The sequence below is a fragment of the Rhodococcus sp. GA1 genome (assembly GCF_024321955.1).
In the GTDB taxonomy this organism is placed as follows: Bacteria; Actinomycetota; Actinomycetes; order Mycobacteriales; family Mycobacteriaceae; genus Rhodococcus; species Rhodococcus pyridinivorans.
In genome coordinates, this window is record NZ_CP097186.1 from 397,946 (window position 1) to 419,800 (window position 21,855).

Here is a 21,855-nt window from a genome sequence, read left to right on the forward strand (position 1 = left end):
GGTGTTCGGCCGCCGGACTGCCGTCAGCGCAGACGGCGCGGTCCGAGGTCGAGCGGGTGCGGTTCGGGCCCGATCCGCACGTGCGCGTCGGTGAGTTCGGCTCCCACCACCGAGGCCAGGACCGGTTCGCACACCAGTTCGCGCACCTCGGGCAGGTCGTCGGCGAGCGCCGAGATCCTCTGGACGAAGTCGACGAGTGCCGGCTTGTTCACCGGTGCGGCATTGCGATAGCCCGAGAGCAACGGCGCCGCCTTCGGCGCGTCGATCAACTCGACCGCCTCGTCCTCCGTGAGCGGAAGAACCCGGTAGGCGCGGTCGCCGAGCAGGTCGGAGATCACACCGGCGAGACCGAACGAGATGAGCGAACCGAACGACGGGTCGTCCTGCACACGGATCGCGCAACCGATGCCCTTGTGGGCCATCCGCTGCACATGCATCAACGGCTCCCCCGACACCGCGGCCAGGTCGCAATAGGCGATCCGTACCGAATCGGCGTCGACGAGATCGAGCCGGACCCCGGTCAGATCGGGCCGGTGCCGCCACTGCGCACCGGTGGCCTTGACCGCCACGGGGAAGCCGATCTCGTCCGCCGCCTCGACCGCCTCCTCCTCGGTGGTGACGGCGCGGAAGTCCGCGACCTCGACTCCGTAGCAGGACAGCAGCAGGGCCGCCTCGGTATCCGACAGGTAGCGACCCTCGGGAGTCGTCTCGAGCCAGCCGTCCACGAGCGCACGGGCGCGCTCGGGATCGATGCCCGCCGGTCGCACGACCTGCGAGGGCGGACGACTGCGCCATTTCGCGTACCGCCACGCCCGCCCCAGGGCGAGCGCCGCTCGTTCCGGACCGGGATAGGACGGCACGGATCCGCGGGTCGGGTTTCCGTCCGGTCCGCGCACGGCCAGGACGTCGGGGATACCCTCGGTCGCCAGGAAGGTCGTGACCACCGGCTTCTCCGACCCGGCGACGGCGTCGCGCAGGGCCTGCGCGTAGGGCTGGACGTCGACGGCGACCGGCGGGACGAAGACCGCGATCACCGAGTCGACATCGGGTGAGTCGAGCGCCCGGGCGACGGCTTCGGCGAATTCCTCGGGCGACGCCTGCGCGCCGAGATCCACCGCGTCCGGTGCCTGCAGACCCTGGCCGCGGGCGGCGTCGACGGCGAGCAGACCCAGGGCGGTGGAGTTGCCGACCACGGCGACGCGGGGACCCGCGGGCAGCGGCTGGTAACCGAACAGCAGGGCCGAGTCGAAGAGCTGGCCGATGGACTCGACCTGGACGACACCGGCCTGCTCGAACAGGTATCGCACGATGGTGTCGTCCATCTCCCCCGTCCGGGCGGCGAGCGCCGGCGGCACCGCGTGGCGGCCGCTCTTGACGGCGACGATCGGTTTGCTGCGCGCCACCCGCCGCGCGATGCGCGAGAACTTGCGCGGGTTGCCGAAACTCTCCAGATACAGCAGCACCACTTCGGTGGCAGGATCGGTGTCCCAGTACTGCAGCAGGTCGTTGCCGGACAGGTCGGCGCGGTTGCCGGCCGAGACGAAGGACGACAGTCCGACACCCGTCTTGGCGGCCTCGTCGAGGATCGCGATGCCGAGGGCGCCGGACTGGCAGAAGAAACCGACGTTGCCGGACGCCGGGAGCACGGGCGCGAGGGTCGCGTTGAGTCGGATGGCGGGATCGTTGTTGGCGACACCGAGAGCATTCGGCCCGATGAGTCGCATACCGTGCGACCGCGCGGCCAGCGTGAGCCGCCGCTCGGCGTCGCGACCCTCCGGTCCGGTCTCGCCGAAACCGGACGAGACGACGAGCAGGGCCTTGACACCCTTCGCGAGACAGTCGTCGAGCACCGAGTCGATCGATTCGGCGGGGACGGCGGCGACCGCGAGATCGATCTCATCGGGGATGTCGCGGACGGTCGGGTAGGCGCGGACACCTCGGACGGACCGGTGTTCGGCGTTGACCGGGTAGACCGGCCCGGTGAACCCGCTGCGCAGCATGTTCACCAGCACGGCGTTGCCCACCTTGCGGCTGTCGGTGGAGGCACCGATGACGGCGACACTGCCGGGACCGAGGATGTTGCGCACGCTGCGCGCCTCGGCGGCGCGTTCGCGGGCGTTGCGGACCGAGACGAGGGCTTCGGTGGGGTCGATCGCGAACTCGAGCCGGACGACTCCCCCTTCGAAGCTGCGGCTGACCTGGTAGCCGGCTTCCCGGAAGACCGTGATCATGTGCCGGTTCTCGGCGAGGACCTCGGCGACGAAGGTGTGCAGTCCGTTCTCGGCGGCCGCGCCGGCGAGATGTTCGAGCAGGATCGGACCGAGACCGCGTCCCTGGTGAGCGTCGGCGACGGTGAAGGCCACCTCGGCGGAGAGACCGTCGCCCTCGTGCGAGAGTCCCTCGTACCGCCCGACGGCGATGATCTCGTCGCCGAGCACCGCGACGAACGCCACCCGGGACTTGTGGTCGACGACCGTGAAGTTGAACAGGTCCTTCTTCGAGATCGTCGGGTACGGACCGAAGTACCGCAGATAGCGGGTGCGTTCGGACAGTTTGCTGTGAAAGGCGACGATCGCGTCAGCGTCCTCGGGGACGATCGGCCGCAGGTGTACGACACCGCCGTCCGAGGCCAGCACGTCGGCGACCCAGTGCCGCGGATAGTCGCGGGCGCGCGCCAGCGCCGCCTCGCGCGCGGGGTCGGTCTCCCCTGTCGTCCCGGCACCCTGCGCGGGGGCCGCGCCCGTCGCAGACGCGGAGTCCGGTGCCGCCGAGGGATTCTGCCGGTCAGTCACGGGGGTCCTCCGGGTCCAGGCCGAGCAGCGGGAAGGCCGCCCGCCTCGTGGCGATGATCGCCGAATCGATGCGGGTCAGTGCGCGGTCCAGGGACGCGATCCCCGTTTCCGGTGTGCCACCGGGACCGTCCCACGGCAGGTACGAGACGTCGGAGCCCTCCCCCATGACCGTGGGCAGTTCGACGCTCGGAGCGAGAGCGCCGACGCGCTCGCTCCAGTCCGCCGGAACCGGGGTGCTCAGGTCGATCTCGCGGTCCAGCGCCGCGGCGATCAGGTGGGTCCACGCGCGCGGCACCACCCGCACGAGGCCGTAACCGCCGCCGCCCACGGCGAGCCAGCGACCCTCGCAGTAGCGGTCGGCGAGATCGCGCATCGCGAGATACGACGCGCGCTGGCCGTCGACGGTCAGGGAGAGATCGGCCAGAGGGTCCTCGCGGTGGCTGTCGGCACCGCACTGACTGATGAGTATCTGGGGGCGGAACGCCGCGACCGCGCCCGGCACGACGGCATGGAAGGCGCGCAACCACAACGCGTCCACGGTGCCCGGCAGTACGGGCAGATTGATCGCGGTGCCCTCGGCCGGACCCGAACCGACCTCGCTGGACCACCCGGTGTTGGGCCACAGCGTCGCGGGATGCTGGTGCAGGGAAATGGTCAGGACGCGGGGATCGCCGAGGAATGCGTGCTGCACACCGTCGCCGTGGTGGGCGTCGACGTCGATGTAGGCGATGCGGTCGTAGCCGTGGTCGAGCAGCCACGAGATCGCGATGGCGGCGTCGTTGTAGACGCAGAACCCGGCGGCCCAGTCGGCCATCGCGTGGTGCATGCCGCCCCCGATGCTCACCGCACGGCGGGCCCGGCCGCTCGCGATCTCGCGTGCGGCCGCGAGGGTTCCTCCGGCGAGCGTCGCGCTGGCCTCGTGCATACGGGGGAAGATCGGGTTGTCCTCGGTGCCGAGACCGTGGGGTGCGTCGGCCGGGGGTGCCGCTCCCTCCGGAGCGGAGCCCGCGCGCTTGACCGCGTCGACGTAGGACGAGGTGTGGATGCGCAGCAGATCGGTGTCGTCCGCAGGGGACGGGCGGACCGTCTCGACGCCTTCGAGGAGACCGAGACTGCGGGACAGCGCCATCGTGAGATCGAGACGCGTGGGGTTCATCGGATGTGTCGGACCCCACCGGTAGTCGAGGTAGTCGGGGCTCCACACCACTATCCGATCGCCGCTCAGCTGTGTCGTACCGCCCGCCGCGGTGGAGCTCGTGGTCATGGACACAGACGCTACTGGTCCACCCACGGACATGCGAGCCTCGGAGGGCGCCCCCACCGTCCTGTTCGCACGGTTAGAATCGGCCCAGACGAAGGGGTGTGAGAGTGAAGGACCTGGTCGATACAACGGAGATGTATCTCCGGACCATCTACGACTTGGAAGAGGAAGGCGTGGTGCCGCTGCGCGCGCGTATCGCCGAGCGCCTCGAACAGAGCGGACCGACGGTCAGCCAGACCGTGGCCCGCATGGAACGCGACGGCCTGCTCCGGGTCGCCGGCGACCGCCACCTGCAGCTCACCGAGAAGGGCCGCGATCTCGCGGTCTCGGTCATGCGCAAGCACCGGCTCGCGGAACGGCTTCTCGTGGACGTGATCGGTCTCGACTGGGAGAACGTGCACGCCGAGGCATGCCGCTGGGAACACGTGATGAGCGAGGAGGTCGAGCGCCGTCTCGTGGAGGTGCTCAACAACCCGACCACCTCCCCCTACGGCAACCCCATTCCAGGACTGGCCCAGCTCGGCCTCGACCGCACGGCGGTCCTCGACGAGAAGCTGGTGCGGTTGACGGACATCCCGCACGGCAAGCCGACCGCGGTCGTGGTACGCCGGCTCGCGGAGTACGTCCAGTCCGACCCCGAGGTCATCGCGCGACTGCGTGAGGCCGGTGTGGTCCCGGACGCGCGGGTTACAGTCGAGACGCGACCGGGCTCGGTGTCCATCACCGTGGCCGGTCACGACAGCTTCGAGCTTTCCGACGAGATGGCCCACGCCGTGCAGGTGAAGCAGGTCTGACCCAGGCCCCTTTTCGCATGTCCGGTACGGGCGTGCGAAAAGGGGATGTCCAGCGTGAGACTTCTGGTGACCGGCGGCGCCGGCTATGTGGGCAGCGTGTGCACGACCGTGTTGCTCGAGCAGGGCCACGACGTCGTGGTCGTCGACGACCTGTCCACCGGGAACGCCGAAGCGGTGCCCACCGGTGCCGAGTTCGTCGAGGGCGACATCGCGGCCGTCGCCGACGAACTGCTCTCCGGATCCCGTTTCGACGGCGTCCTCCACTTCGGTGCACAGTCCCTCGTCGGCGAGTCGGTGGAGTTCCCCGAGAAGTACTGGCAAGGCAACGTGGTGACCACCCTGGCCCTGCTCGAGGCCGTCCGCCGCTCGGGTACCCCACGGTTGGTGTTCTCCTCCACCGCCGCGACCTACGGCGAACCCGACAGCGTGCCGATCACCGAGGACGCGCCCACCCGGCCGACCAACCCGTACGGTGCGTCGAAGCTCGCCATCGATCATGCGATCTCCTCGTACGCGCACGCTCACGGTCTCGCGGCGACGAGTCTGCGGTACTTCAACGTCGCCGGCGCCTACGGCGGTGCCGGGGAGAACCGGGTCGTCGAGACGCATCTGATCCCACTCGTGCTGCAGGTCGCTCTCGGTGTGCGCGATCACATCTCGGTCTTCGGCACCGACTGGCCGACCAAGGACGGCACCGCGGTGCGCGACTACATCCACGTCAAGGATCTCGCCGACGCCCACGTACTGGCACTGACGAAGTCCGAACCCGGCCGCCACGGCATCTACAACCTCGGCAGCGGAGAGGGCTTCACCGTCCGCGAGGTCATCTCGGCGTGCGAGCGGGTCACGGGCCTGCCGATCGCAGCGGTCGACGCGCCGCGCCGTGCCGGTGATCCGGCCGTGCTCATCGCCTCGAGCAGCCGCGCGATCTCCGAGCTCGGGTGGAACCCCCAGCACACCGATCTCGACGAGATCGTCTCCGATGCGTGGGAGTTCACCCGGTCTCTCGGCGACCGGCTGCACGCTGCTCGACGCTGATCGAGGACACGGCTCCGGTTCAGGACGGTTCGTCGCCGCGCGGCAGTTCGAGTCCCAGCCGCGCCGCGATCTCGTGTCCGGTCTCCGCGAGGCCACGGATCGACTCGGGACGCAGTCCCGCCTGCAGGGCCTGGTCGAGCAGATCCGAAAGCCGGTGGCGGGGATCGGATTCGAGGGCCGCTGCGAGCGCGACCCCGGCGAGCGGACCGTCGCCGCGCACGTAAGCGCCGAAGCCGACAAGCGCGGCGGCATCGGCCCGCTCGGGATCGGGCAGGGCCCGGGCGAGCTCGGTCCACAGACGCTCCGCCGGCCGTGCGAGCGGTCCGGTCGCAAGTCCCATGGCGGCGTCGCGCACCGTGCGGTTGGCGAGCAGGACGGCCAGCTCGGCGATGTCGGACGCGCTGGGATCCGTTCCGCCGGCGTACGTCTCGATGTGTGCGAGCACGGTTTCGAGTTCGAGACGGTCGGCGCGTTCGCCGCCGCCCTCGCGGGCACAGCGTTCGTACTCGCGGTCGCGGGTCTCGACGACCTCGTCGATACACCGCGCGACCTCCTGCCTCACCGCCGGCGGATACGGCGCGAGCAGTGCGGCGAGCTCGGTGCGGGAGCCGCGGATCGGGCTGCCCTCGAACACCCGGGCCACCGCGACCACCGAGGACCCGGGATCGGCCACGCTGCCGGTGATGTTCTGGCCGGGCACGAACCAGGTCGCTCCACCGGTGATCTCCGGTAGCGCGTACACCCCCGCCAGGTCGATGCCGACGGCGTCGAGATGGTCGGCGAAGTCGTCGACGAGCCTGCACACGTCGGCGATCACCGGATCGTGCCGGTCGATGAGATCGTCGTCCACGAGAACGGCCACCACAGATTCCGCGCCCTCGCGGGCACAGACGGCGCAGAAGCGCCGGAACGCCGCGCGCATGGGTTCCGGGACCGACTCTCCGGGCCGGGGCAGGACGAGGTCGTGCCGCATCACGGCGCCGATACTCGCCACCTTCCCGTTCGGGCGGGTCGGAGCGTCACCCGTCGGGGTCAGGCACATCACGACGATCGAACGCATCGGCGGGAAGCCCATGAGGGCGGGCAGGGCGGCGATCACGTCACCGACATCGGTGAGACGGAGGGGATGCGACGACGAAGGCGTGGAAGTTGTCATGCTCGAACCGTGGCCCATCGGTCCGAGCGGAAAGCGACTCCCGGGGTCGTTCCGCGGCCTTCTGGGGATGAACCGGCCGGCTGTGGACAACTCCGCGACCGGCATCGTCGACCCGTGCCGAACGGACGATCCCGTCGGTGAGCGCTGTTAGGGTGCGCGCCCGGCCTCGTCAGGGGCGGGCGGCGAAGTCGACGGCCTCCCGGAACACGAGGTCGAGATTGTCGGCGTCGGGCGGCGCCGCGTCGAAGGACAGGTACGTGACCGTCACACGCACGTCCCCGATCTGCGCGATCCGCGCGGCCATCGACTGCGTCATGCCACCCGATCCCCTGCCGGAGTCGACCGTGCGGGTCAGGGCCAGCGTCTCGGCCCCGTCGACGGCTATGGCGGGATCGTCGCCGAGGACGGTCGAGACGGTCGAGGTGATCCCCCGCACGGTGGCGTCCACCTGCGAGCACTCGGTGAGATAGGTGCGGTACTCGCCGACGTCCGGAGCGGAACGGGTGACCTCGACACTGATCGTCGCGCGACTGGCGTTGTCGGTACCGACCACCATGGCGGTGCTCTCGGGGCCGTAATTCTGCGCGGGCGGCAGACATCCGCCCGGATCGACCTTCGAGCCGGGCTGGATCCCGGTCAGGTCGGGCGCTGCCTGCGCCACGGCCTCCGGTGGGAGGACCACCGCGACGTACGGTTCGGGAAAACGTTCGGGAGGAAGCACCAGCTCGCCCGGTGCCCGGACAATCGCGGGTGCAGGTGCAGGCGCGGTTCCCGTCAGGGCTGCCGGTTCGGGCCGGGGGTCGCCGGAGACGGTCTGGGAGCAGGCGGATGCGAGCATCAGGCACGCTGTCGCCACCGCGCTTCGGGCGGCCGATGCGCGGCGCTTCGGACGAGTGTCGCGTCGGGTCACCCGAACCTCCCTCGGTCGTCGACGTCGGGCAGGATGTGCGCCCCGGAATCGGTCGTCGTAGCGTCGATTAGACTCGAACACCACCATGCCACGTCGGGTGACCCCGGCGGAGATGCCGAGACGAAGTGTGATCGGAGTGGTTCGCAGATGGACGAACAGTCCCGCATGTACGAGCTGGAATTCCCGGCTCCGCAGCTCACCTCCCCGGAAGGTGAGGGGCCGGTCCTCGTGCACGGTCTCGAAGGTTTCGCCGACGCGGGACACGCGGTGCGCCTGGCGACCACGCACCTGCGCGAGAGTCTGGAGACCGAGCTCGTCGCGTCGTTCGCCGTCGACGAACTGATCGACTACCGGTCGCGTCGGCCGCTCATGACGTTCGAGGCCGACCACTTCTCGGACTACGCCGAGCCCGAACTGAACCTGTACGCGCTCATCGATGAGGCCGGCACCCCGTTCCTGCTGCTCGCGGGTGCCGAGCCGGATCTGAAGTGGGAGCGTTTCATCACCGCGGTGCGGTTGCTCGCGGAGCAGTTCGGGGTGCGGCGGACCATCGGACTCAACGCGATCCCCATGGCGATCCCGCACACCCGGCCGTTGGCGGTCACCGCGCACTCGACGAACAAGGACCTCATCGCGGGGCACCACCGTTGGTCGGGCGAGCTCCAGGTGCCCGCGGGAGTGTCGTCGCTGCTCGAATACCGCATGGGCCAGCACGGGCACGAGTCCGTAGGCTTCTCCGTGCACGTGCCGCACTATCTCGCCCAGACCGACTATCCGGCGGCCGCCGAGACGCTGCTGACGAACGTCGCAGAGGTCGGCGGCCTCGAGCTGTCTCTGCAGGCGCTCGGTGAGGCCGCGGCGCGGGTGCGGGAGCAGATCGACGAGCACATCGAGGACAATGCCGAGGTCCTCGGCGTGGTGCACGCGCTCGAGCGGCAATACGACAGCTACGTCGCCGCCCAGGAACAGCAGACCTCTCCCCTGCCGACCGACGAGAGTCTGCCGACGGGTGAGGAGATCGGGGCGGAGTTCGAGCGGTTCCTCGCCGAATACGACCGGCGCGGCGCCGGTCCCGGCGGCGACCTCCCCGGTCCGGACGACGGAAGAACCGGCGACGGCGGATTCGGCGAGTTCGACCCGGACGACGGAGACGATTCCGCTCCGCGTTGACACCACGGCGGGTTCGCCGGATGTTTCATGATCGTCACAATCGTCGTTGTCGACGTCACATACAGACATGTACGCTTCGGCGACATGCCACAGTGGTAGGTGTGTCCGGTTCTCGGCCACGGGTCGGGCAGCCTGACTACCACCACGCGATCACCGACGTCGCAGGAGACGCTCATGGTTCCACCGCGCGCCCGGACGCTCCGCCCGGTTCCGGACAACGAACCCCGCATCGTGTTCCGCACGATCCACGGTTACCGACGCGCGTTCCGCCTGGCCGGAAGCGGTCCCGCACTGCTGCTCGTACACGGAATCGGTGACGACTCGTCGACCTGGCAGGACGTGATCCCGCACCTGGCGGAGAAGTACACCGTGATCGCCCCCGACCTGCTCGGGCACGGTCGATCCGACAAGCCGCGGGCCGACTACTCGGTGGCCGCCTACGCGAACGGTATGCGCGACCTGCTGTCGGTCCTCGGGATCGAATCGGTCACGGTGATCGGCCATTCGCTCGGCGGCGGGGTGGCGATGCAGTTCGCCTACCAGTTCCCGCACATGGTCGAGCGTCTGGTGCTCGTCGCGTCCGGCGGGGTCACCAAGGACGTCCATCTTGCCCTGCGGCTGATCTCGGTGCCGATCGTCAGCGAAGCGCTGCGGGTCCTGCGACTGCCCGGGGCGATGCCCGTCCTGCGCGCTGCCGGCGCGATGCTGAACCGGGTCAACGGATCGCCACTGAGGCCCGGTGCCCTGCTGCACGACACCTCGGATCTGGTGCGCGTACTGGGGAACCTCCCCGACCCCACGGCCTACGAAGCGTATTTGCGCACGCTGCGCGCGGTGGTCGACTGGCGCGGTCAGGTGGTGACCATGCTCGACCGCTGTTATCTGACGGAGAACCTTCCCGTCCAGCTCATCTGGGGCGATCACGACAGCGTCATCCCCATCGCCCACGCCTATCTCGCGCATTCGGCCATGCCCGGTTCACGTCTCGAGATCTTCCGGGGCTCCGGCCACTTCCCGTTCCGCGACGACCCGCTGCGCTTCCTGCGGGTGGTCGAGAACTTCCTGCAGACCACCGCTCCCCTGGAGTTCGACCTCGACCGCTGGCGCCGGCTCCTCGTGTCGGGTGTGAGCGAGTCGCAGATCAGCGGTGGCCCGGAGACCCGCATGGCGGTGCTCGGCGCGATGGGTTCGGACGAGCGCAGCGCCACCTGACCTGCACTACACGCCGGGCCACGCGACCCGCGGCGGTGGGTCGGGTCCTTCCGACTAGCCTGGAGAAGTGCTGCTTCCCGATCTGATACCCGACCCCGTCGACGACGACGCGCTGTTCGACGCGTTCACCACCTGGACGACGGATCGTGGCATCTCGCTGTATCCGGCGCAGGAGGAAGCGCTCATGGAGCTCGTCGCCGGCTCCAACGTCATCCTCGCCACGCCCACCGGCTCGGGAAAGTCGATGGTAGCGCTCGGCGCGCACTTCTTCGCGCTCGCTGCCGGGAAGCGAACCTTCTACACCGCCCCGATCAAGGCGCTCGTGAGCGAGAAGTTCTTCGCCCTGTGTGACGTCTTCGGTGCCGACAAGGTCGGCATGATGACCGGCGACGCATCGGTCAACGCCGGAGCGCCGATCATCTGCGCGACCGCCGAGATCGTCGCGAATCTCGCGTTGCGCGAGGGACCGGACTCCGACATCGGCCAGGTCGTGATGGACGAGTTCCACTTCTACTCCGAACCCGACCGCGGGTGGGCGTGGCAGGTTCCGCTCATCGAGTTGCCGCACGCGCAGTTCCTGCTCATGTCCGCGACGCTCGGCGACGTGACCTTTCTACAGAAGGATCTGACCCGCCGCACCGGACGGCCGACGGTGGAGGTCTCGGGCTCCGAACGACCCGTCCCGTTGACCTTCTCGTACTCGCAGGCACCCATCGGTGAAGCGATCGAAGAACTCGTCACCACGCATCAGGCACCCGTCTACGTCGTGCACTTCACCCAGGCCGCGGCCCTCGAGCGCGCCCAGGCCCTGACCAGCGTGAACATGTGCACGAAGGCCGAGAAGGAGGCGATCGCCACCGCGCTGGGCGACTTCCGGTTCTCCACCGGCTTCGGCAAGACCCTCTCGCGTCTCGTCCGGCACGGTATCGGTGTGCACCATGCGGGCATGCTGCCGAAGTACCGGCGCCTGATCGAGAAGCTCGCGCAGGACGGGCTCCTGAAGGTCATCTGCGGAACCGACACGCTCGGCGTCGGCATCAACGTGCCGATCCGCACCGTGTTGCTCACGGGCCTGACGAAGTTCGACGGCACCCGCACCCGGCAGCTCAAGGCGCGCGAGTTCCACCAGATCGCCGGTCGCGCAGGCCGCGCGGGATACGACACGATGGGCACCGTCGTCGTACAGGCCCCCGAGCACGAAATCGAGAACGTCCGGGCCCTCGCCAAGGCCGGGGACGACCCGAAGAAGCGCCGGAAGGTGCAGCGTAAGAAGGCACCCGAAGGGTTCGTCTCGTGGGGTGAGGGCACCTTCGACAAGCTGATCGCGGCGTCGCCCGAACCGCTGCAGTCGCGGTTCTCGGTGAGCAACTCGATGCTGCTCAACGTCATTGCGCGACCGGGCAACTGCTTCGACGCGATGCGGCATCTGCTCGAGGACAACCACGAACCCCGTCCGGCGCAGCGCAAGCACATCCTCAAGGCGATCTCGCTGTACCGGGGCCTGCTCCAAGCGGGTGTGGTGCAGCAACTCGACGAGCCCGACGAGTTCGGGCGCCGGGCCCGCCTCACCGTCGACCTGCAACGCGACTTCGCGCTCAACCAGCCGCTGTCGCCGTTCGCCCTCGCAGCGATCGAACTGCTCGATGTCGACTCCCCCACCTACGCGCTCGATGTGGTGTCGGTCATCGAATCGACCCTCGACGATCCCCGTCAGGTGCTCATGGCGCAGCAGCATGCCGCACGCGGTGAGGCCGTCGCACAGATGAAGGCCGACGGCATCGAGTACGACGAGCGGATGGAACTGCTCGAGGAGATCACCTGGCCCAAGCCGCTCGTGGAGCTGCTCGAGCCGGCCTTCGAGACGTACCGGGGTGGGCATCCCTGGGTGTCGGAGTTCCCCCTGTCCCCGAAGTCGGTGGTGCGCGACATGATCGAGCGCAGCATGACCTTCTCCGAGATGGTCTCGCACTACGGCCTGGCCCGCTCCGAGGGGCTGGTCCTGCGCTATCTCGCCGACGCCTACCGCGCGCTGCGGCAGACGGTGCCGGACGCCGCGCGCACGGAGGAACTCGAGGACATCATCGAGTGGCTCGGCGAGCTGATCCGGCAGGTCGACTCATCGTTGCTCGACGAGTGGGAGTCCCTCACCCATCCCGGGGTGGAATCCGACGACCAGCAGATCGCGTTCGGCGTCGACTCCCCTCGCCCGTTGTCCGCGAACGTCCGCGCGTTCAAGGTCATGGTCCGCAACGCGATGTTCAAGCGGGTCGAACTGGCCTCGCGTCGACGCTGGGACGAACTCGCGGCCCTCGGCGACGGTCTCGACGCCGAGGACTGGGAAGACCTGCTCGAGCTGTACTTCGACGAGTACGACGAGATCGGTACCGGCCCCGACGCGCGTGGACCGCTGCTGTTCACCGTCGAGATGGGTCCCGAGTTGTGGCGGGTGCGTCAGACCCTGCACGATCCGCAGGGCGATCACGGCTGGGCGTTGATCGGCGAGGTGAACCTCCGCGAGTCCGATGCGGCCGGTGAAGTGGTGTTCGACGAGTTCGAGATCGTCGAGGGCTGATCGTCGAAGGCGGCGGACCTCGGGAGCGGTAGCCTGACTCGGTGAGCGAACCGACCGTGCAACCCTTCCGCTTGGCCTACGTCCCGGGTGTCACCCCCGCGAAGTGGGTGCGGGTGTGGAACGAGCGGATGCCGGACGTCCCGATCGAACTGGTCCCCGTCGAACCCACGGCCGGTGCGGATCCGCTACGCGAGGACGTCGCCGACATCGCGCTGCTGCGCCTGCCGCTGCAGCGGGACGGCCTGTCGGTCATCCCGCTCTACACCGAGGTCTCCGTCGTAGTGGTGCCCAAGGAGCACGTGTTCGCGGCGGTCGACGAGGTGTCGGTGTCCGACCTCGCCGACGAGACGGTGCTGCATCCGCTCGACGACGTGCTCGACTGGGTCGCCCTACCCGGTGAGGAGGCGTTCGAGCGGCCCGCGACCACCGAGGACGCGATCTCGCACGTCGCCTCGGAGGTGGGTGTGCTCGTCACGCCGCAGTCGCTCGCCCGCCTGCACCACCGCCGCGACCTGACCTACCGTCCCGTCGTCGACGCGCCCGCGTCCCAGGTGGGTCTCGTGTGGGTCACCGACCGGACGACCGATCACGTCGACGAGTTCGTGGGCATCGTCCGGGGACGGACGGCCAACAGTTCCCGTGGCCGCAGCGATTCCGAGCCGGACGCCGAGTCGGGCGGCACCTCGCGTCGTGGCGAACGCAAGGGCTCGACCCCGAAGCGCCGCGCGCCCGAGCCCAAGACGTCCCGCCGGGCGGGGACGTCCGCGCGGAAGCGCCCCGGGAAGCCCCGGCGTGGTCGGCGCTGAGGGGGTCTTCGTCAGGAGACGGGGCGGCAGGTCGGCGGGACGCAGCCGCGGATGGTCTCGGCGAGGATGCGGTAGTCGCCTCCGCGTGGGGACGACGAGCGGAACACCAGCCCGATCCGGCGGCCGGGTGCCGGGTCCGCGAAGTGCGCGACCTCGAGGTCTCCCCGGGCAGTTTCGACGGCGACCGCGGAGGCCGGGACGAGGGTGATGCCCAATCGTCCTGCGACGCAGCGCACCACGGTGGACAGGGAGGTCGCGCGGGTGTCGCCGAGTGCCGGTCGCGCGTCGATGGACCGGCACAGGTCGAGTGTCTGGTCGCGCAGGCAGTGGCCTTCGTCGAGCAGCAGCAGTTGTGCGTCGTCGAGCGCGGAGACCGAGAGGTCGGTGCGCCCGGCGAGTTCGTGTCCGGTCGGCAGGACGAGGACGAAATCCTCGTCGTACAGCGGAACTTCGATCACACCCGAGACGTCGGCGGGCAGTGCGAGGACGGCGACGTCGAGGGTTCCGGCGCGTAGGGCGTCGAGGAGCCGCGCGGTCTGGTCCTCGACGACCTGCAGCGACAGCGCCGGCATCGCCCGGTCGAGTGCGGGCAGGATCTCGGGCAGGACGTAGGGCGCGACGGTGGGGATCAGGCCCACCCGCAGCGGGCCCGAGAGTCCGTCGGACACTCCTGCAGCCGCGTCGACGAAGCCGTCGGCGGCGTCGAGTACCACCTCCGCGTAGGGAAGCAGGCGCGCTCCCACCGGTGTCACGAGCACGCGGCGGGTGCTCCGCTCGATGAGCTGGACGCCGAGGCCGTTCTCGAGAGCTGCCAGCCCCTGGGACAGGGTGGGCTGGCTGACCTCGAGTCGCGCTGCTGCCGTGCCGAAGTGGCGGTAGGTGGCCACCGCGACGAAGGCACGCAGCTGCGAGAGGGTGGGCTGGTAGCTCTGATCGGTCACGCCTATCAGTGTAGTGCGACCTATCGCCTCTACCTTTCGCAGCTATCGGACGGTCGTGCGTCGACCACGAGACGGGCGCTCGCTGCGCCGACGGCCAGGTCCTACGACGCCGAGCCCGCCGCTCTTCCGGCAGCGAGGTCGTCCTCGTCGAGCACGACCTCGATCTCGCCACCGAACTCCACACCGGGAGCGAGCGGCAGCCGGTCGCCGCTCCAGAACCGGCCGGGGTCGTACCAGTTGCTCCCCCGGTGCCGTTGCCGCAGCAACCCCATCTCCTCCAGCGTCAGCCCCACCACTTCGGCGCAGTACGCGCTCTCGAGCCCACCGGACGGTACGGCCGCCCGGCGACGACGTGGGAGCCGGCCCGCGAACCATCGCCCCGTGAGTTTCGTCGTCGACGGGAACGGTGTGCCGTCGAGCCTCGCGATCGTACGCAGCAGCTGATCCTCCTGGTCCGGGGTGACCGCCACCGAGATCTGCCGCAACCAACCGCGCTGCCCGTAACGCGCGGCCCACACCTGCACCGCACTGCGCAGGTCGTGCAACTGCACGCCGCGCTGGTGCCGCCCGGTCCACATGTCCGGGAGACTGCGTCCGAGCTCGGCGTGCCACATCAGCGGCGGCAGGTCCTCGAGCGCGACCGTCATCCCCACGTGGTTCACCGGTGCGTTGGTCAGCGTCTGGATTGCTCGGTCGGCCGGGGTGGCGCCGCGGAAGATCCACAGGTCCCCCGTGCGGGTCGTCGCCACGGCCTCGTCGAGGGTGAGACGCGAACGCGCACCGGCGGACCGCTCTGCCGACGAAGTGTCCATGCCGTCAGCCTGCCATGCCCGACGGCCGCTGGGGTCGTCCCCATGACCCCGACGGACCGCTAGGGTCGTCCGCATGGCACTGCGCGGTGGCAAGTGGTGGAAACTCGTCGGACTCGCCGGGATCGTGGGAGTCGCGGCGACCGGTGCCGTCGCCGCCCGCAACGAGCGGCAACGACGGAACTACAGCCCAGACGAGGTGCGGTCGGTGCTGCACGAACGCTATGCCCGTTCGCTCGCCGCACGCGACGGCAGCGCCGAACTCCCCCTCGCCGAGGTACCGATCGGGCCGAAGGAAAAGATCAGCCGAGTGCTGCGGCGATTCCGTCGGCGAGATCGGTGATCTGCTCGTCGGTCATCACGAACGACGGGGAGATCTGCATCGCGCCCTGACCGGCCGCGCGTCCCGAGATCCCATGCTGCCGCAGGGTCTTGACGAAACCGAGCGCCTCGGACGGATCGGCGAGCTGCACGGCCGCCACCGCACCGAGGCCGCTGCGCACCTCCGCCACCCGCGGGTGGTCCGCCAGCGGAGCGAGCTTCTCGTGCAGCGTCCGCTCGATCCGCGCCGCCTCGGCGAGCAGATTCTCACGCTCGATGATGTCGAGGTTGGCGAGGGCGGCCGCTGCGGCTGCAGCATGCCCGCCGTAGGTGTATCCGTGGCGCCACCACACGCCTCCGGCGAAGAACGGTTCGGCGACCCGCGGAGCGACGAACAGGGCGCCCATCGGCAGGTAGCCGGAGGTGAGTCCCTTGGCAGTGGTGACCATGTCGGGCTCCAGGTCGAATCGCGACGACGCGAACCACGAACCACCGATACGACCGAAGCCGGTGACCACCTCGTCGACGACGAACAGGATGTCGTGGTCGCGGCAGATGTCGCGGATCTCGGCGAGATAGCCGTCCGGCGGCAGGTACACCCCGCCCGCACCGATGACGGGTTCGCAGAAGAAGGCCGCGATGGAGTCGGCACCGACCGAATCGATGAGTTCGAGCAGCGCCTTGGCGTCGTCCCACGCAACCCGCGCGGTGTCCTCCCACAGGCGACCGTAGCCCTCACCGTTGACGGGGATACCGGCGAGCGAGGTGCCGCCGACATGCATGCCGTGGTACGCCTTCTCGCGCGAGACCAGCAGCCGCTTGCCGGGCTTCCCGACCTCCTGCCAGTACCGTCGCGCGAGCTTGGCCGCCGAGTCGACGGAGTCGGATCCGCCCGAGGTGAAGAAGATCTTGCTGCCCGGAACCGGGGCGACCCCCGCGAGACGCTCGGCGAGTTCGACGGCGGGCTCGGAGGTCAGGTCGCCGAAGTTCGAGTAGTGGGCGAGTTTGGCGACCTGCGCTGCGATCGCCTCGCCGATCTCGGTGCGGCCGTGACCGACATTGGTGAACCACAGTCCGGCGGTGGCGTCGAGGTAGCGTTTGCCGGCGTCGTCCCAGATGTATGCGCCTTCCCCGCGCGACACGACGAATGCGCCGTCCCGTTCGATCGCGCCCATATCGGCGAATCCGTGCCACAACGCACCCACGACCAACTCCCGTCCACGACGATCACGACACCCGTCATCGTATGCGGAGGAAACGACTCTGGCGCCGGAGACCCGTACCCGCCACCCGGGTGCCATGACCGAGTTCCGCTTCTCCGTCAACATCTTCGAGGTCGGGTCTCCCGATGCGTTCGTTCGCTGGTGCCGCGCCGTCGAGGACGCGGGCTTCGACGCGGTGTACGCGGCCGACCATCTCGGTGTCCCCACGTCGTTCCCCGTCCTGGTCGCCGCCGCCGGTGCCACCGAGCGTCTGCGGGTCGGCACGATGGTGCTCGATGCCGGTTCCTGGAATCGGGCACTGCTCGCTCGCGAGATCGCGACCACCGATGTGCTCACCGGCGGCCGGCTCGAGGTCGGCCTCGGCGCAGGCCACATGAGATGGGAGTTCGAGGCGGCCGGGATCGAGTGGGAGCGCTTCGACGAGCGCGCCGAGCGTCTCGAATCCACCGTGCAGGAACTGCAGCGATCGTTCACCGGGTCCGGCTTCGACGAGCAGGCAGCGCTGCGCGAAGCGTTCGACCTGCCCGTACTCCGGCCGATGCAACGGCGCGGATTCGGCAGCTACGGTCCGCCCCTGATCGTCGGAGGCACCGCGACCGGATCTTTTCCGTCGTCGCCGCCCACGCCGACATCGTGAGTGTCGCGGGTGCCGTCCTGCTGCCGGGGAGGCCACCGGGGACGTTCCGCATCGCCACCGCGGCCGAGGCCGACGACCTGCTCGACTCGCCGTTCGTGCTGATCGGGACGGTCGACGAGATGGCCGGGCAGATCCTGCACAGCCGGGAGCGCTACGGGTTCACCCACTTCACGGTCCACGCCCGTACCGGGAGATCTTCGGTGAAGTGATCGGCCGGGTGCGTGCTCTGGCGGGCTGACCACCTGGCCTGCCTGCCCTCCCCGACCGGCCCAGACCGGGTCGTTTCGCTAGGCTGTGTGATCAGCATGTCCATCTCCCCCGCCCCGAATCGTCGCGAACTGCGCGCTGCCCTGTCCGAGGTCTCCCTCCGCGACGAGAAGCGCCTCCGTCGCAGGCTCGACCGGGCGCGGGGCGGCGAGGCGCTGACCGAGGTCGCCGCCGAGATCGAGACCGCCCGCGCCCGGCTCGCGTCCCGTGCGTCGTCGGTCCCGGAGATCCGTTATCCCGAGGACCTACCGGTCTCGCAGCGCAAGGACGACATCGCCGCCGCGATCCGCGACCACCAGGTCGTAGTGGTCGCCGGTGAGACCGGTTCGGGCAAGACGACGCAGATCCCGAAGATCTGCCTCGAACTCGGGCGCGGGGTTCGCGGCCTGATCGGCCACACCCAGCCGCGCCGTATCGCCGCGCGCGCCGTCGCCGAGCGACTCGCGGAGGAACTGGACACCGAGCTCGGCGACGCCGTCGGATACACGGTGCGCTTCAACGATCAGGTCACCGAGTCGACACTCGTCAAGCTGATGACCGACGGCATCCTCCTCGCCGAGATCCAGCGCGACCGCCTGCTGCGCCAGTACGACACGCTCATCATCGACGAGGCGCACGAGCGCAGCCTCAACATCGACTTCCTGCTCGGCTACCTCGCGCAGCTGCTTCCGCGTCGCCCCGACCTGAAGGTGATCATCACCTCGGCGACGATCGACCCCGAACGTTTCGCGCGCCACTTCGCCGACGCGAACGGCACGCCTGCCCCCATCGTGGAGGTCTCCGGCCGCACCTATCCCGTCGAGGTGCGTTACCGGCCGCTGACCGTCGAGGTGGGCGACACGCTGGTCGACCGCGACCCCGTCGACGCGGTGTGCGAGGCCGTCGAGGAACTCCAGTGTGAGGGCGACGGCGACATCCTGGTCTTCCTCTCCGGCGAGCGCGAGATCCGCGACACCGCCGACGCACTGCGCGACCGCAAGCTCCGCAACACCGAGATCCTCCCGCTCTACGGACGCCTGTCGGCGGCCGAACAGCACCGGGTCTTCGCACCGCACACGGGCCGGCGGGTCGTGTTGTCCACCAACGTCGCCGAGACGTCCCTGACGGTTCCCGGCATCCGCTACGTCGTCGACCCCGGCACCGCACGTATCTCGCGGTACTCGGTGCGGACGAAGGTGCAGCGACTGCCGATCGAGCCGATCTCGCAGGCCTCGGCGCGGCAGCGCGCCGGACGGTGCGGTCGTGTCGCCGACGGCATCTGCATCCGTCTGTACTCGGAGGACGACTTCGACGGCCGGCCGGAGTTCACCGAGCCCGAGATCCTGCGCACCAACCTCGCGTCGGTAGTGTTGCAGATGACGGCGCTCGGTCTCGGCGACATCGAGGCGTTCCCGTTCGTGGAGGCCCCGGATCCCCGCGCGATCCGCGACGGCATCGCTCTGCTCGAGGAGCTCGGCGCGCTCGAACCCGCCAAGAAGGGCGAGACGCCGCGCCTGACCGCGACGGGCCGCGAGATCGCCCGCCTGCCCGTCGATCCGCGCATGGCCCGCATGATCGTCGAGGGCCACCGGAACGGATGTCTGCGCGAGGTGCTCATCATCGTCGCGGCCCTGTCGATCCAGGACGTGCGCGAACGCCCGACCGAGTTCCAGCAGGCCGCCGACGAGAAGCACGCCCGGTTCGCGGTCGAGGGCTCGGACTTCCTGGCCTTCCTGCGATTGTGGGACTACCTGAAGGAGCAACGGCGGGAACTGTCGTCGAGCAGGTTCCGCAGGTTGTGCCGCGACGAGTTCCTGCACTGGTTGCGGATCCGTGAGTGGCAGGACCTGCAGGGGCAGCTCCGTCAGATCACTGTCGACATGGGCTGGCAGACGCACCACCGCGACGTGAATCCCGACGACGTCCACAAGTCCCTGCTTGCAGGTCTGCTGTCGCACATCGGTCTTCGCGAGGGCGACAAGCGCGACTTCCTCGGTGCCCGCGGCGCACGGTTCGCCGTCTTCCCGGGATCGTCGTTGTTCAAGAAGCCTCCGCGCTGGGTCATGGCCGCCGAACTCGTGGAGACCTCACGGCTGTGGGCGCGGACGGCCGCGCGCATCGAACCCGAATGGGTCGAGAAGCTCGCTCCGCACCTGGTCAAGCGCACCTACTCGGAGCCGCACTGGTCGACGCGCCGCGAGTCGGCGATGGCCTACGAACGCGTCACGCTCTACGGCATCCCCCTGGTCGCCCAGCGTCCCGTGCCGTACGGACGGATCGATCCGGAGGTCTCGCGCGAACTGTTCATCCGCCACGCCCTCGTGCAAGGCGAATGGCGCACGCAGCACAAGTTCTTCCACGACAACCGGGCGCTGCTCGAGGACGTCGAGGAACTCGAACACCGTGCGCGCCGCCGCGACATCGTCGTCGACGACGAGACCCTGTTCGACTTCTACGACCAGCGGGTCGGCCCGGAGGCGATCTCGGCCCGGCACTTCGACACGTGGTGGAAGAAGACCCGCAGGCAGCAACCCGACCTGCTGACGTTCACGCCGGACACCGTGGTGAACCAGGACGCCGCCTCGGTGCTCGAGGGCGACTATCCGGACGCGTGGCGCCAGGGCGAGATCCAGTTCCCCCTCACCTACCAGTTCGAGCCGGGCACGGAGGAGGACGGTGTCACCGCCCGCGTCCCCGTCGCGCTGCTCGCGAACCTCAAGTCCGTCGGTTTCGACTGGCTGGTACCCGGGATGCGGACCGAGCTGGTCACGGCCCTCATCAAGACCCTGCCGAAACACCTTCGGAGGCAGGTCGTACCGGCTCCCGATTTCGCAGCGGCCGCCCTCGCCTCGGTGACGCCGCGCTCCGAACCGCTCGTCAATGCGATGGCCCGCGAGCTGTCCCGGCTCGGCCGGTGCACGATCGAGCCCTCGGACTTCGATACCGGTGCGTTGCCCGACCATCTGCGGATGACCTTCGCCGCGGTCGACGAGCGCGGCACCGTGCTCGGCCGCAGCAAGAGCCTGGCGGCCCTGCGGAAGAAGTTGGCTCCGCGGGTCGAAGCGGAGGTCTCGCGCGCCGCTGCGGGCACCGAACGTCCCGCGGCGGTGGTGTGGACGGCCGAGACCCTCGGGAACCTGCCGGAGACCGTCACCCGCGAGGTCGGTGGCCGGAAGGTCACCGGTTACCCTGCCCTGGTCGCGGAGAAGGACGGCGTCGCGGTGCGCGTGCTCAGCACACCGCAGGCCCAGCAGAACGCGACGCGTCAGGGGTTGCGTGCCCTGCTTCTGTCGTCGGCACCGACGAAGGCGAAGGCCGTGACCTCGGGGCTGACCAACATGGAGCGGCTCGCGCTCGGGCGGAACCCCGACGGATCGTTCGAAGCGCTGATCGAGGACTGCCGTGCCTGCGCGGTGGACGAACTTATCGCCGCACACGGCGCACCCGTGCGCACGCCCGACGAGTTCGAGGCGCTCGCGTCCACGGTGCGGTCACACCTGCCGGGGCGCGTGGCCCGTCTGTTGAAAGCGGTTGTGCCCGTGCTGTCCCGCGCCCACGAGGTGGGTGTGCTCCTCGATCGGTCGGACGGCGAGGCTGCCGACGACGTACGCGAACAGCTGCAGTCGTTGCTGTTCCCCGGCTTCGTCACCGATCTGGGGTCGCGGCGGATCGCCGACCTGCCGCGCTATCTCACCGCGGCCGCGCAACGCCTGGAGGCGTTGCCGGCGAGTGCGCATCGCGATGCCGCGGGAATGGATGTGCTCGATCGCGTCTACGGCGCCTACGACAAGCTACTCGCACGACTGCCGGAGGAACGGCGCGCCGCGCCCGAGGTGGTCGAGATCTACTGGATGATCGAGGAACTGCGCGTGAGCCTGTTCGCGCAGGGTCTCGGAACGCGGATCCCGGTGTCGGAGAAGCGCGTCCTGAAGGCGATCGACGGGATCCGGTAGCGACCGGACCGGCC

General features: G+C 69.4%; 15 protein-coding genes and 1 pseudogene. 9 read left to right on the forward strand and 7 right to left on the reverse strand.

Annotated elements, in window-relative coordinates:
• Positions 1-23: 23 nt before the first annotated feature.
• Positions 24-2,678 carry a bifunctional GNAT family N-acetyltransferase/acetate--CoA ligase family protein gene (locus M3330_RS01950; RefSeq protein ID WP_052227404.1) on the reverse strand — a complete coding sequence of 885 codons (2,655 nt, stop codon included), beginning with the start codon at positions 2,676-2,678 and terminating at the stop codon, positions 24-26.
• Positions 2,679-2,784: 106 nt separating this feature from the next.
• Positions 2,785-4,056, reverse strand: a complete 1,272-nt coding sequence (locus tag M3330_RS01955) for an acetoin utilization protein AcuC (protein ID WP_006551331.1) — start codon at positions 4,054-4,056, stop codon at positions 2,785-2,787.
• A gap of 104 nt (positions 4,057-4,160) precedes the next feature.
• On the opposite strand from M3330_RS01955, the gene M3330_RS01960 reads away from it, so the two are divergent.
• Positions 4,161-4,847, forward strand: a complete 687-nt coding sequence (locus M3330_RS01960; protein ID WP_006551330.1) for a metal-dependent transcriptional regulator — start codon at positions 4,161-4,163, stop codon at positions 4,845-4,847.
• Positions 4,848-4,892: 45 nt separating this feature from the next.
• On the forward strand, positions 4,893-5,885 hold the full coding sequence (gene galE / locus M3330_RS01965) for a UDP-glucose 4-epimerase GalE (RefSeq protein WP_175427942.1): 993 nt from the start codon (positions 4,893-4,895) through the stop codon (positions 5,883-5,885).
• A gap of 19 nt (positions 5,886-5,904) precedes the next feature.
• Here the strand turns inward: galE and M3330_RS01970 are convergent, their stop codons facing one another.
• Positions 5,905-7,041, reverse strand: a complete 1,137-nt coding sequence (locus tag M3330_RS01970; RefSeq protein WP_024100702.1) for a DUF4192 domain-containing protein — start codon at positions 7,039-7,041, stop codon at positions 5,905-5,907.
• A gap of 169 nt (positions 7,042-7,210) precedes the next feature.
• The gene (locus M3330_RS01975; RefSeq protein ID WP_255026809.1) at positions 7,211-7,951 is read right to left on the reverse strand and encodes a sensor domain-containing protein; all 741 of its coding nucleotides are present in this window, start codon (positions 7,949-7,951) and stop codon (positions 7,211-7,213) included.
• A gap of 147 nt (positions 7,952-8,098) precedes the next feature.
• Between M3330_RS01975 and M3330_RS01980 the strand changes: the two genes are divergently transcribed.
• From M3330_RS01980 to M3330_RS01995, 4 genes are all read left to right on the forward strand, one after another.
• The gene (locus M3330_RS01980; RefSeq protein ID WP_248689998.1) at positions 8,099-9,121 is read left to right on the forward strand and encodes a proteasome assembly chaperone family protein; all 1,023 of its coding nucleotides are present in this window, start codon (positions 8,099-8,101) and stop codon (positions 9,119-9,121) included.
• A gap of 174 nt (positions 9,122-9,295) precedes the next feature.
• Positions 9,296-10,333 carry an alpha/beta fold hydrolase gene (locus M3330_RS01985; protein WP_255026813.1) on the forward strand — a complete coding sequence of 346 codons (1,038 nt, stop codon included), beginning with the start codon at positions 9,296-9,298 and terminating at the stop codon, positions 10,331-10,333.
• A 67-nt stretch (positions 10,334-10,400) separates the two neighbouring features.
• Entirely contained in the window at positions 10,401-12,905 is a 2,505-nt protein-coding gene (locus M3330_RS01990) for an RNA helicase (protein WP_006551324.1), read from the forward strand.
• Positions 12,906-12,946: 41 nt separating this feature from the next.
• Positions 12,947-13,711, forward strand: coding sequence for a LysR family substrate-binding domain-containing protein (locus tag M3330_RS01995; protein WP_193903630.1), 765 nt, complete (start codon positions 12,947-12,949; stop codon positions 13,709-13,711).
• A gap of 11 nt (positions 13,712-13,722) precedes the next feature.
• Here the strand turns inward: M3330_RS01995 and M3330_RS02000 are convergent, their stop codons facing one another.
• Both M3330_RS02000 and M3330_RS02005 read right to left on the reverse strand, forming a co-directional pair.
• Positions 13,723-14,652 (reverse strand): hydrogen peroxide-inducible genes activator, encoded by a 930-nt coding sequence (locus M3330_RS02000; RefSeq protein ID WP_071934833.1) that lies wholly within the window; start codon positions 14,650-14,652, stop codon positions 13,723-13,725.
• Positions 14,653-14,753: 101 nt separating this feature from the next.
• Entirely contained in the window at positions 14,754-15,464 is a 711-nt protein-coding gene (locus M3330_RS02005; protein ID WP_071934832.1) for a hypothetical protein, read from the reverse strand.
• A 73-nt stretch (positions 15,465-15,537) separates the two neighbouring features.
• Between M3330_RS02005 and M3330_RS02010 the strand changes: the two genes are divergently transcribed.
• Complete coding sequence (locus M3330_RS02010) at positions 15,538-15,804, forward strand: hypothetical protein (protein ID WP_033096548.1); 267 nt, start codon at positions 15,538-15,540, stop codon at positions 15,802-15,804.
• Here M3330_RS02010 and M3330_RS02015 read toward each other — a convergent pair.
• A complete protein-coding gene (locus tag M3330_RS02015; protein ID WP_071936369.1) occupies positions 15,764-16,957 on the reverse strand; it encodes an aspartate aminotransferase family protein in 1,194 nt (397 codons plus the stop codon). The genes M3330_RS02010 and M3330_RS02015 overlap by 41 nt on opposite strands.
• Positions 16,958-17,081: 124 nt before the next feature.
• On the opposite strand from M3330_RS02015, the pseudogene M3330_RS02020 reads away from it, so the two are divergent.
• Both M3330_RS02020 and hrpA read left to right on the forward strand, forming a co-directional pair.
• Positions 17,082-17,880 (forward strand): annotated as a pseudogene (locus M3330_RS02020) (LLM class flavin-dependent oxidoreductase).
• 67 nt (positions 17,881-17,947) lie between these two features.
• A complete protein-coding gene (gene hrpA / locus M3330_RS02025; RefSeq protein WP_255026819.1) occupies positions 17,948-21,841 on the forward strand; it encodes an ATP-dependent RNA helicase HrpA in 3,894 nt (1,297 codons plus the stop codon).
• Positions 21,842-21,855 lie beyond the last annotated feature (14 nt).

Excerpts from the sequence above, each read along its gene's own strand:
- hrpA (WP_255026819.1), top strand. The coding sequence starts at position 17,948 with ATGTCCATCTCCCCCGCCCCGAATCGTCGCGAACTGCGCGCTGCCCTG.
- M3330_RS02005 (WP_071934832.1), bottom strand. The coding sequence starts at position 15,464 with ATGGACACTTCGTCGGCAGAGCGGTCCGCCGGTGCGCGTTCGCGTCTC.
- M3330_RS02015 (WP_071936369.1), bottom strand. The coding sequence starts at position 16,957 with ATGGGCGCGATCGAACGGGACGGCGCATTCGTCGTGTCGCGCGGGGAA.
- M3330_RS01980 (WP_248689998.1), top strand. The coding sequence starts at position 8,099 with ATGGACGAACAGTCCCGCATGTACGAGCTGGAATTCCCGGCTCCGCAG.
- M3330_RS01985 (WP_255026813.1), top strand. The coding sequence starts at position 9,296 with ATGGTTCCACCGCGCGCCCGGACGCTCCGCCCGGTTCCGGACAACGAA.
- M3330_RS01970 (WP_024100702.1), bottom strand. The coding sequence starts at position 7,041 with ATGACAACTTCCACGCCTTCGTCGTCGCATCCCCTCCGTCTCACCGAT.
- galE (WP_175427942.1), top strand. The coding sequence starts at position 4,893 with ATGTCCAGCGTGAGACTTCTGGTGACCGGCGGCGCCGGCTATGTGGGC.
- M3330_RS02010 (WP_033096548.1), top strand. The coding sequence starts at position 15,538 with ATGGCACTGCGCGGTGGCAAGTGGTGGAAACTCGTCGGACTCGCCGGG.
- M3330_RS01955 (WP_006551331.1), bottom strand. The coding sequence starts at position 4,056 with ATGACCACGAGCTCCACCGCGGCGGGCGGTACGACACAGCTGAGCGGC.